This is a genomic window from Variovorax sp. CF313 (assembly GCF_000282635.1).
Classification (GTDB): Bacteria; Pseudomonadota; Gammaproteobacteria; order Burkholderiales; family Burkholderiaceae_C; genus Variovorax.
The window spans coordinates 1-9,248 of the sequence record NZ_AKIW01000128.1; the positions used below are offsets into that span (position 1 = coordinate 1).

Consider the following 9,248-nt stretch of genomic DNA (forward strand, 5'->3'; position numbering starts at 1 on the left):
GCGCACTTCGTGTCGCTACTCCCACCCCCTACCGGGGGCAACACCAGCGGCCCGGCAAAGCCGGTTCCGCGGTGTTCGCTTGAAGAGGGCGTTGTTGAATCAGCGCCGTGACGACACCGCGATCCCGGCCACGATTAGCAGGAACGCCGCGCCGTGGTACCAGTGCGGCGGCTCGCGCAGGAAGGCTGCCGAAAGCACTGCCGCGAACAGCGGCGTGAGGTTCAGGAAGATGCTCGCCGCCTGTGGACCCGCGCGCTGCACGCCGGTGCCCCAGCAGCGGTAGGCCACCACCGCGGGGCCGATGCCGATAAACAGCATCGCAGCAGCGAGCGGCCAGCCCAGGTCGATGTGGGCGGGCGTCATCGTCCATTCGCCGACGGCCAGCGCGCCCGACCACGCGAGGCCGAACACCAGCTGTGCCATCAGGAACGCGGCCCAGTCCTGCCGCAGGGCCCTCGGCTCGTTCGTGCGTGCCAGCAGCCAGCTGTAGAAGGCCCAGGCGATGGTGCCCAGGATCATGTAGAGGTCGCCCGGCACCAGCCGCAGACCGAGCAGCTGTCGCCACTCGCCGCGGCTGAGCACCAGCAGCACGCCCGCCATCGACAGCAGCGCGCCGAATATCTCGCGGGTGCTGACGCGTGCGCCGAAGAACAGCGTGCCCACCGCGAGCATCCACAGCGGCAGGCTGGAGCCGACCAGCGTGACGTTGATGGGCGTGGAGGTCTGCAGCGCGAGGTACTGGAAGGCGTTGTACAGGCCGATGCCGAGCAGCCCGAGCACGGCGTAGCGCTTCCAGTGCGCCCACACCGGGCTGCCGCGACGCAGCACCGGTGTGGCCAGCGGCAGCAGGAGAGCGAACGCGACGACCCAGCGCACGAAGTTCAGCGTGAGCGGCGAAACCAGTTCTCGCACCAGCCGGCCGACCACGGCATTGCCGGCCCAGAGCAGCGGAGGAACGACAAGCAGGAGGACGGTGGAGGGGGCAAGGCGCCGGTGCTGTGTCTGCATGGCGGCCGACTCTACCCGGGCAATGATGTCCCGCGCCGCCACGGGAAACCCAAACATGGCAGGATGCCCCTCCCTCTTCTTTTCCTGTGCGTGGAGACTGCAACGATGATGAGCAAAGCTGTCCGTATCGACCGCCATGGCGGCCCCGAAGAACTGAAGATCGTCGACGTGGAAGTCGGCGAACCCGGCCCCGGCGAGATCCGCATCCGCCACAAGGCCGTGGGCCTGAACTTCATCGACACCTACCAGCGCAGCGGGCTCTACCCGTTCCAGATGCCGCTGCAGCTGGGCATGGAAGCCTCGGGCATCGTCGAGGCGGTGGGCGAGGGCGTGACGCACCTGAAGCCTGGCGACCGCGCAGCCTATGCCAGCCCGCCGCCCGGCGCCTACTGCGAGTTGCGCGTGATGCCCGCCAAGTGCGTGTGCAAGCTGCCCGACGACATCTCCTTCGAGACCGGTGCGGCCATGATGCTCAAGGGCCTGACCACGCAGTACCTGCTGAAGAAGACGCTGCCGGCCGAAGGCCTGCAGGCCGGTGATTTCATCCTGTTCCACGCGGCGGCCGGCGGCGTCGGCCTCATCGCCTGCCAGTGGGCCAGGGCGCTCGGCCTGCAGCTCATCGGCACGGCCGGCAGCGACGCCAAGTGCAAGCTCGCGCTCGAACATGGCGCGGCGCATGCCATCAACTACAGCACCGAGAACTTCGCGGCGCGCGTGAAGGAGATCACCGGCGGCAAGGGCGTGAAGGTGGCATACGACTCGGTCGGCAAGGACACCTACGAAGGCTCGATCGACAGCCTGCGCCCCTTCGGCCTGCTGGCGGTGTTCGGCAACGGCTCGGGCCCGGTGCCTCCGATCAACCTCGGCACGCTGGCGTCCAAGGGCTCGCTCTACGTGACGCGGCCGACGCTGTTCACGCACATGGCCACGCGCGAAAGCACGCAGGCGATGGCCGACGACCTGTTCGCGGTGGTGCGCAGCGGCGCGGTGAAGATTCCGATCGGACAGCGCTATGCACTGGCCGACGTGCAGCAGGCGCACCGCGACCTGGAAGCGCGCAAGACCACCGGCTGCACGATCCTGACGCTCTGAATCCACGGGCGCGAGGGGCGCCTTGTCCTACCCGGCGTGCGGTGTCATACCTTCGACTTGTGCCGGGTGCAGTTTGTAGGCTGTGAGCACAGCGCAGAGGCAAGCCTTCATGACCACCGTTCGCACTTTCATCGTGGAAGACAACCCCACCATCCGCAAGAACCTCATGGGCGCGCTGCGCGAGGTCGCCCGGGTCGATCCTGTGGGCGAAGCAGAGTCGGAAGAGGAGGGCTCGCGCTGGCTTTCATGCAACCTGTCGGAATGGGACCTGGCCATCGTCGACCTGTTCCTGAAGGACGGCACAGGCTTTCGTGTGCTCGAGGCGTGCCGTCACCGCGGGCCGGCGCAGAAGATCGTGGTGCTCAGCAACTTCGCCACGCCCGACATGCGGCGCAGATGCGCCCTGCTCGGTGCCGATGCCGTTTTCGACAAGGTCACCGAGATCGAGGACCTGATGGACTATTGCCTGCGCCGACGTCAGGCGCAGTTCAGTTCACCGGCCGCACACTGAGGCAGGGGCATTCTTTCGCCGGCCGGCAGCGATGCCGGGCTTCGTCGAAAATTGCGCCCAGGGCGCGAGGAGCACGCGCCGGGCTCCGCGAAGTGGCGACGAGATTCATGCGCGGAAATCACACATTCCCTTGCTGAGTCGGCCTGCGCGCTTGCGGCGTGCGGCGCCCAGGTTCCATCCATGTCCCGCTCCCGCTTCCTTCCCGACAACTTCACCTTCGCGCTGCTCTCGGTGGTGACCCTTGCCAGCCTGCTGCCCGCGAGCGGGAAGCTGGGGCATCTCTTCGAGCTGCTCACGAGCGCTGCCATCGGCCTGCTGTTCTTCCTGCACGGTGCCAAGCTGTCGCGCGAGGCGATCATGAACGGCCTCATGCACTGGCGGCTGCACCTGCTGGTGTTCGGCAGCACCTTCGTGCTGTTTCCCGTGCTCGGGCTGGCGCTCAAGCCGCTGCTGTCGCCACTGGTGACGCCAGGGCTCTACACCGGCGTGCTCTATCTCTGCGTGCTGCCCGCCACGGTGCAATCGGCGATTGCCTTCACGGCCATGGCGCGGGGCAACATGCCCGCCGCCATCTGCAGCGCATCGGCGTCCACCCTGCTGGGCGTGTTCATCACGCCGGTGCTGGTCAATCTCGTGGTGTTGCCGAATGGTGGCCATGCGAGCTCGTCGCTGGATTCGATCGGCCGCATCCTGCTGCAGCTGATGGCCCCGTTCGTGCTGGGGCACCTGCTGCGGCCGTGGATCGGCAAGTGGATACAGCGCCGTGCCGCAGTGCTGAAATTCGTCGACCAGGGCTCGATCCTGCTGGTCGTCTACACGGCGTTCAGCGCGGCCGTGATCGAGGGCCTGTGGAAGCAGGTGCCTGCCCATGCGCTGGTCGGGCTGCTGGTGGTGTGCGCGGTGGTGCTGGGGCTGGCGCTGAGCCTCACGACCCTGCTGGCGCGCAAGCTGGGTTTCGACACGGAAGACGAGATCACGATCGTGTTCTGCGGCTCCAAGAAGAGCCTGGCCAGCGGGATACCCATGGCCAAGGTGCTGTTCGCCTCTCACGCGGTGGGCGCGATCGTGCTGCCGCTGATGCTGTTCCACCAGATGCAGCTCATGGTGTGCGCCGTGCTGGCGCAGCGGTACGCGCGGCGCGGGCGCGAGGCGGCCCTGTTGAAGACCGCCGAGTAAGAGGCGCTACCCCTCGATCTTCCCGAGCCGCGATTCCCTGAGCCGGCTGGGCGCCAGCGCCCCGGCCGATTCCAGGATCGGATACGCGATCGAGCAGATGTGCGAGTTGATGCGCTTCAGGTCGCTGATCAGGTCGATGTGCAGCGAGCTCGTCTCGATGCTCAGCGTGGTGCGGTCCGACAGCCGGTCGAGGTGGGTCGTCGCATAGGCCCGCTCCAGGTCGCGAAAGCGCACCTTCTCTTCCAGGAGCTTCTGCGCGTCCCGCACGTTGCCGTTCAGGAACACGCTCATGCTCAGCCGCAGGTTGGCTACCAGCCGCCCGTGCAGCTCGACGATCTCCGCCATGCCGGCCTGCGAGAAGTTGCGCTGCGGTTTGATCTTCTTGTCTTCCACATCGATGATTACGCGCTCGATGATGTCGCCGATCTGTTCCATGTTGATCGTGAAGCTGATGATGTCGGTCCAGCGCCGGCTTTCCTCCTCGCCCAGCGCCTCGCGCGAGATGCGGGTCATGTAGTACTTGATGGCCGAGTACAGCTGGTCCACCGTGTCGTCGAGCTGCCGCAGCTCCTGGGCCAGCCGCAGGTCGTTGTGGCGGATCACGTCGAGCGTGCCGATCAGCATGGTCTCCACGATGTCGGCCTGGTGCAGGGCTTCGCGCGCCGCATTGGAGATGGCGAGCGACGGCGTCGACAGCGCCGAAGGATCGAGGTGGTGCGGCCGCGTGGTGCCGGCCGGCTGTTGCGGCACCGGCAGGATGCGCGTCACCAGCCTGGCGACCCATTGCGTGAGGCCGATGAACCCCACGCTGATCACTACGTTGAACGCCAGGTGGAACAGCACCACGCCATGCGTCTGGTTCGGCAGCTCCGGCTGCACGTAGCGGATCCACAGTCCGATGAAGGGGGCGACGATGGCCACGCCCAGCGCCTTGAACAGCAGGTTGCCCACCGTCACCTGCCGCACCGACACGGCCGACTTGGCCGTGGTCAGCACCGCCAGCAGGCCGCTGCCGAGGTTGGCGCCGAGCACCAGGCCGAGCGCTACGTCCAGCGGCACCACGTTCGACGTGGCCATGGCCGCGACCAGCAGCACCACCGCGAGGCTCGAATAGGCCACGATGGCCAGCACCGCGCCGACGGTGATCTCGAGCAGCACGTCGCTGCTGATCGACGCGAGCAGTGCGCGCACGGCCGGCGAGGAGAACAGCGGCTCGGTAGCCTCCACCACCAGCTGCAGCGCCAGCAGCATCAGCCCGAGCCCGATCAGCACGCGGCCGATGCGCCCCGCCATGGAGGCCGAGCGGCTGATGAACAGCACCACGCCCACGAAGATGAACATCGGCGAGAGCCAGGACAGGTCCGCCGAGAACAGCACCGAGATCAGCGCCGTGCCCACGTCTGCGCCCCGCATCACCGCCAGCGCCGCCGGCAGCGTGACCAGGCCCTGCCCGACGAAGGACGAGGTCATGAGCGAGGTGGCGGTGCTTGATTGCACCAGCGCCGTCACGCCGATGCCCGAGAGGGCGGCCGTGAAGCGGTTGCGCATGCTCTGGACGAGGATCTTGCGCAGGTTGGCGCCAAACACACGCAGCACACCGGTGCGGACCAGGTGCGTACCCCACACCAGCAGGGCCACGGCCGCCAGCAGATTCAGGAGATGCTTCATGGGGGGCGGGTTCTGTCCTTTTCGTTTTGGTTCGTTTCGCCCCCATTTTCCACAAGCGGGCGCTTCAGTCGATCAGGGCTCCGTTGTCGTGGAAAGGATATGGCCCTTCGAAGCTGCCGGAGGCCGCCAGGTGGGTGACCAGCCGGCGTCCGCGAGCGGACCAGGCGTGCACCCTGAAAGAAGGCGGCTCCAGTGTCCAGGCCGATTCGGCGTCGGGTGCGAGGTCGAGACAGACCTGATGGGCCGGAGCCGGAGAGGTCGAGGCAATGGTGCCGCCGAAGCGCACGTCGATGGCCCGGTGCAGGTGGCCGCAGATCACGCGTTCGACGTTCGGGTGGCGTGAGAGCAGTGCCTCGAGCGCGTCGGCGCCCTGCAGCAGGCCGATCTCGTCCATGTGGCCGATCAGCGTTTCGAAGGGCGGGTGGTGCATGGCGACCACCACGGGCTCGCCGCGGCAGGCGTCCAGCTGCGCTTCGAGCCAACCCAGGCGCTTCTCGCACAGCGAGCCATGGCTGGCGCCGGGCACGCAGGTGTCGAGCGTGAGCAAGCGAAGGTCGCCGACGCGCACCGAATACTGGATGAAGCCGTCGGTGTCGGCACCCGTGCCGAGATAGGCGTGGCCGGGAAAGCTGCGGCGCAACTGGTCGCGGTCGTCGTGGTTGCCTGGCATCAGGTAGACCGGCATGGTCAGCGGGGCCAGCAGCCGCGCCAGATGTTCGTATTCGGCGGCGCGGCCGAAGTCGGTCAGGTCGCCGGTGATGACCACGGCATCGGGCTGCTGGCGCAGCGCCAGCACCGACTGCACGGCGCGCTCGAGGTACGGCGCGGTGTCGATGCGGCCATAGGCCAGCCGGCCCGGCTCGCGGATGTGCAGGTCGGTCAGCTGGACCAGGAAGGTGTTCTCTGCTGTTGTCGTCATGCGCTGGTCTCCTGCGACGTCATCAGGCGGTCGGGGTGGATGCGCAGGCCCACCGCGTCGCCCGGTCCGAACGGATTGTCGCGCCCTACGTCGGCCATCAGCACCGGCTGGTCTTGAACACGCAGGTGCAACTGCACGCGGTCGCCGAGGAAGGTACGGCGTTCGACGGTGGCGGCGCCCCAGCCTGGCAGGGGCGCACCGACCTCGATGTCTTCGGGCCGCACGAGCAGCGTCGCATGGCCCCGCCACGCCGACGGGCAGGGCAGGGCTGACCCTCCGAGTCGGACAACGCCTTGTGCGATGGCGTCGGCCTCGCGTTCCAGCCGGTTGACCCGGCCGAGGAACTCGGCGACGAAGGGGTGTGCGGGCGCACGGTAGAGGTCTTCGCCGCGACCCACCTGCACGATGCGTCCGGCGCGCATCACGGCGAGGCGATCGGCAATGGCCAGCGCCTCCTGCTGGTCGTGCGTGACGTGGATGGCCGTGATGTGCAGGCGGCGCAGCAGTTCGGCCAGTTCGTCGCGCAGCGACTCCTTGAGCTTGGCGTCGAGCGCTGCCAGCGGCTCGTCGAGCAGCAGCACGCGCGGGCGCACGGCCACTGCGCGCGCCAGGGCCACGCGCTGGCGCTGGCCGCCGGAAAGCTCGGCGGGGCGCTTGTTCTCCAGTCCGCCGAGGCGCACGAGGTCGACCAGCTCGCCGACGCTGCGCTTTTCTTCATCGGGCGCCACGCCGCGAATGCGCAGCCCGTAGCCGATGTTGGCCGCGACCGTCATCTGCGGAAAGAGCGCATAGCTCTGGAACACCATGCCAACACCGCGGTGCTCGACCGGGCGCTGCGTGACGTCCTGCCCGCCGAACACGATGCGGCTGCCCGCGTCGGGCGATTCCAGGCCGGCGATCAGCCGCAGCAGCGTGGTCTTGCCGCAGCCCGAGGGGCCGAGCAGCGCCAGCACTTCGCCGGCTTCCACTTGCAAGTCGGTGGGCTGCAGGCCGCGCGTGCCGTCGGCGTAGGTCTTCGCACAGTTGGCGATGTCGATGGGAATGCGTTCAAGTTCCATGGCGTTTCTGCATCAGGTTGGCAAGGTACTGCAGAGCCCACAGCACCGGAAGAATGACGGCGAAGAAGACCAGCGTGTAGGCCGATCCGATCTCGATGCGCATCGAGGCATAGCTGTCGGCCAGGCCCACGGGCAGCGTGCGCGTGAGCGGCGTGTGCAGCATCCACGTGAGGTTGAACTCGCCCACCGACAGCGTGAACACCATCAGGCTGCCGGCCACGATGGCCGGGAACACCGCGGGTACGAGGATGCCCATGAATCGCTGGCGGAAGTTCGCACCCAGCGAGCGCGCGGCCTCCTCGAGCGCGAGCAGGTCGTCGCGCTGGAAGGCCGAGCTCACGGTGCGCACCATGAACGGCAGCGTGAACACCATGTGGCCCACGAGGATGAAGGCGAAGCTCTGGCGGAAGGCAGTGAGCTGGCCATAGGCAAGGATCAACGCGAGCGCCGTCGCAAGGCCCGGCACCGCGACCGGCAGCGTCAGCAGCTCCTCGAAGATGCGCGCCACGCGCGAGCGGCTGCGTGCCAGCGCATAGGCACAGGGCACGCCCAGCAGCACGGTGCCGATGACGCAGGCCACGGCCAGCGTGAGCGACCAGCCGACGGTGCCGCCGTAGTTCTCCCACACCTCGCCGAGCCAGCGCAGCGTGAGGCCGCTCTTGAGGCCCATGCTGTAGTTGTTGACGAGGCCCGCCATCACCGACAGCAGCATCGGCGCGATCATGAAAAGGCTCACGATGACCGTGACGGCAAGCAGGAAGGGCGCTTTGGCCTGGGTGTTGGTTCGCATGGTGCGTGGGCCCTCAGCGTGCGACGGGATTCGCGCCAAAGCGGCGCGCCACGAACAGCACCAGCCAGGTCACGATGCCCAGCGAGATCGACAGCGACGCGGCAAGCGCGAAGTTGGCATAGTTGGTGAACTCGTTGTAGATGGTGATCGGGATCACCTCGAACTTGCTGGCCAGCGTGAAGGCCGTGCCGAAGGCGCCCATCGAGGTGGCGAAGAGGATGGCGCCGCAGGCCAGCGTGGTGGGTGCAAGCTCGGGCATCCACACGTCGCGCGCGACGCGAAGCCGCGAGGCGCCGAGCGAACGCGCGGCTTCTTCGAGCTGCGTGTTCATCGATTCGGCCGCTGCCGCGTAGGTCGCGATGGCGCGCGGCAGCGAGAAGTACAGGTACGCGAGGAACAGCCCGAGCAGGCCGTAGGCGAAGGTAATGCGTTCGCCGAACAGGCTGTCGCTGAGGTCGGCCACCACGCCTTGGCGCCCGCCGAGCAGGATCACGAAGAAGCCGATGATCACGCCCGGGAACGAAAGCGGCAGCGTGAGCAGCGAAAGCAGCACGCGCTTGCCGACGAAGGCATGGCGCGCGAGGTAGATGCCCACGGCCGCGCCCAGCACCAGCGTGGCCAGCGTCACGACCACCGAGAGCGCAACGGTGTTGGCCATGCTCGTGAGGTAGCGCGCGTCGGTCAGCACCGCGAAGTAGGTGGACCAGCCCTTGTCGGCGGGCAGCGTGAGAAGACGCACGACCGGCAGCAGCCAGAAGGCCGCGAAGAAGGCGGCCGCGGGTGCCACGCAGGCCAGCAGGCGCCAGCGTGGGGTCCAGGAGGTGTCGGACTTCATCTCAGTTCTTCATCGTGGGTTGTTTGGGTTGCGGGACAGAACGTTCAGGGCGCGTGCACAGGCCACCGGGTACTCCCCTCCGCGAATGTCCCCCGCCTTCGGCTCCTCCTTTATTTCGCTGCGGGGAGCACCCGGTGCCCTGTGCACGATGGGCGCTCTGCTTGTGCAGGCAGTTCAACCGCTCTGCTGGA

The 9,248-nt window shown here is 67.6% G+C and carries 9 protein-coding genes; 3 read left to right on the forward strand and 6 right to left on the reverse strand.

What is annotated here, in order from left to right; genetic code table 11:
- Positions 1 to 99: 99 nt before the first annotated feature.
- Positions 100 to 1,008, reverse strand: a complete 909-nt coding sequence (locus PMI12_RS25750; RefSeq protein WP_042674381.1) for a DMT family transporter — start codon at positions 1,006 to 1,008, stop codon at positions 100 to 102.
- Between the two features lie 108 nt (positions 1,009 to 1,116).
- Here PMI12_RS25750 and PMI12_RS25755 point away from each other — a divergent pair, with 108 nt between their 5' ends.
- The 3 genes from PMI12_RS25755 to PMI12_RS25765 all read left to right on the forward strand — a co-directional run bounded on the left by PMI12_RS25755 (position 1,117) and on the right by PMI12_RS25765 (position 3,787).
- Positions 1,117 to 2,100, forward strand: coding sequence for a quinone oxidoreductase family protein (locus PMI12_RS25755; RefSeq protein ID WP_042674383.1), 984 nt, complete (start codon positions 1,117 to 1,119; stop codon positions 2,098 to 2,100).
- Positions 2,101 to 2,209: 109 nt separating this feature from the next.
- Positions 2,210 to 2,611, forward strand: a complete 402-nt coding sequence (locus PMI12_RS25760) for a response regulator (protein ID WP_007838447.1) — start codon at positions 2,210 to 2,212, stop codon at positions 2,609 to 2,611.
- Between the two features lie 180 nt (positions 2,612 to 2,791).
- Positions 2,792 to 3,787: a bile acid:sodium symporter family protein gene (locus PMI12_RS25765; RefSeq protein WP_007838449.1), complete on the forward strand. Its 996-nt coding sequence runs from the start codon at positions 2,792 to 2,794 to the stop codon at positions 3,785 to 3,787.
- Positions 3,788 to 3,793: 6 nt separating this feature from the next.
- Here the strand turns inward: PMI12_RS25765 and PMI12_RS25770 are convergent, their stop codons facing one another.
- The 5 genes from PMI12_RS25770 to PMI12_RS25790 form a co-directional block, all read right to left on the reverse strand.
- Positions 3,794 to 5,455: a Na/Pi cotransporter family protein gene (locus PMI12_RS25770; protein WP_007838452.1), complete on the reverse strand. Its 1,662-nt coding sequence runs from the start codon at positions 5,453 to 5,455 to the stop codon at positions 3,794 to 3,796.
- 64 nt (positions 5,456 to 5,519) lie between these two features.
- Positions 5,520 to 6,374 carry a phosphodiesterase gene (locus PMI12_RS25775; protein WP_007838454.1) on the reverse strand — a complete coding sequence of 285 codons (855 nt, stop codon included), beginning with the start codon at positions 6,372 to 6,374 and terminating at the stop codon, positions 5,520 to 5,522.
- Positions 6,371 to 7,432, reverse strand: coding sequence for an ABC transporter ATP-binding protein (locus tag PMI12_RS25780; protein ID WP_007838455.1), 1,062 nt, complete (start codon positions 7,430 to 7,432; stop codon positions 6,371 to 6,373). Before PMI12_RS25780 ends, PMI12_RS25775 begins: the two co-directional genes overlap by 4 nt.
- Positions 7,422 to 8,222: an ABC transporter permease gene (locus PMI12_RS25785; RefSeq protein WP_007838457.1), complete on the reverse strand. Its 801-nt coding sequence runs from the start codon at positions 8,220 to 8,222 to the stop codon at positions 7,422 to 7,424. Before PMI12_RS25785 ends, PMI12_RS25780 begins: the two co-directional genes overlap by 11 nt.
- Positions 8,223 to 8,235: 13 nt before the next feature.
- The gene (locus tag PMI12_RS25790) at positions 8,236 to 9,057 is read right to left on the reverse strand and encodes an ABC transporter permease (RefSeq protein WP_007838459.1); all 822 of its coding nucleotides are present in this window, start codon (positions 9,055 to 9,057) and stop codon (positions 8,236 to 8,238) included.
- Positions 9,058 to 9,248: the final 191 nt, after the last annotated feature.

Excerpts from the sequence above, each read along its gene's own strand:
- PMI12_RS25780 (WP_007838455.1), bottom strand. The coding sequence starts at position 7,432 with ATGGAACTTGAACGCATTCCCATCGACATCGCCAACTGTGCGAAGACC.
- PMI12_RS25755 (WP_042674383.1), top strand. The coding sequence starts at position 1,117 with ATGAGCAAAGCTGTCCGTATCGACCGCCATGGCGGCCCCGAAGAACTG.
- PMI12_RS25790 (WP_007838459.1), bottom strand. The coding sequence starts at position 9,057 with ATGAAGTCCGACACCTCCTGGACCCCACGCTGGCGCCTGCTGGCCTGC.
- PMI12_RS25775 (WP_007838454.1), bottom strand. The coding sequence starts at position 6,374 with ATGACGACAACAGCAGAGAACACCTTCCTGGTCCAGCTGACCGACCTG.
- PMI12_RS25760 (WP_007838447.1), top strand. The coding sequence starts at position 2,210 with ATGACCACCGTTCGCACTTTCATCGTGGAAGACAACCCCACCATCCGC.
- PMI12_RS25785 (WP_007838457.1), bottom strand. The coding sequence starts at position 8,222 with ATGCGAACCAACACCCAGGCCAAAGCGCCCTTCCTGCTTGCCGTCACG.
- PMI12_RS25750 (WP_042674381.1), bottom strand. The coding sequence starts at position 1,008 with ATGCAGACACAGCACCGGCGCCTTGCCCCCTCCACCGTCCTCCTGCTT.
- PMI12_RS25765 (WP_007838449.1), top strand. The coding sequence starts at position 2,792 with ATGTCCCGCTCCCGCTTCCTTCCCGACAACTTCACCTTCGCGCTGCTC.
- PMI12_RS25770 (WP_007838452.1), bottom strand. The coding sequence starts at position 5,455 with ATGAAGCATCTCCTGAATCTGCTGGCGGCCGTGGCCCTGCTGGTGTGG.